The sequence below is a fragment of the Legionella quateirensis genome (genome assembly GCF_001467955.1).
Taxonomy (GTDB): Bacteria; Pseudomonadota; Gammaproteobacteria; order Legionellales; family Legionellaceae; genus Legionella; species Legionella quateirensis.
This window is the reverse complement of the sequence record NZ_LNYR01000047.1, coordinates 458-1,152: the sequence shown is the minus strand read 5'-3', so window position 1 is coordinate 1,152 and position 695 is coordinate 458. Positions and strand designations below refer to the sequence as shown.

The following is a 695-nucleotide window of genomic DNA, read 5'->3' as shown; positions in this document are numbered from 1 at the left end:
ATAACGGAACGGGCAGTGTGACCTTAACGGGATCTCCTGCTGCAATTACCACCGCTTTGGATGGTTTAAGTTACCAACCTATTGCCGATTACAACGGCGCTGACAACTTAACCATAGTCACCAGCGATGGCGCCTTAAGCGATACGGACAATATTGCCATTACAGTTAATCCAGTCGTCGATATTGCCAACGATGCGGCTACTTTTAATGAAGACACGGTGGTTAAGCTGAATGTAAATGCCAATGATACTTTTGAAAACGCAGGCCATACCATTACTGCGATTAACGGCACGGCCATAGCCTATGGCGGCACGGTGGCTGTAGCCAACGGTACGGTACTTTTGAATGCCGATGGCTCTTTAAGCTTTACCCCAACTGCGAATTACAACGGCAGTACCAGCTTTACCTACACGGTGACTTCCGGTGGGGTTACGGAAACGGCTACAGTGAACGTCACGGTCAATCCGGTTAATGATGCCCCAATCAACAGCGTCCCTGGCGCTCAAACTACGAATGAGGATACAGCTCAGGTCTTTAGCTCTGCTAATGGCAATGCCATCAGCCTGACTGATATTGACAGTGCTTCGGTCACCACGACTGTTTCTGTGAGTCATGGTACGTTAACACTTTCAGCAGCAGCAGTGGCTGCTGCAGCTGCTGCAGGAGTTTCCATCAGCAATAATGGCACGGGTAAT

Annotated in this window: 1 protein-coding gene; it reads left to right on the top strand. The window is 49.4% G+C overall.

The features are described from left to right. A partial coding sequence (locus tag Lqua_RS15670; RefSeq protein WP_193787190.1) for an Ig-like domain-containing protein occupies positions 1-695 on the top strand: 695 nt, incomplete at both ends.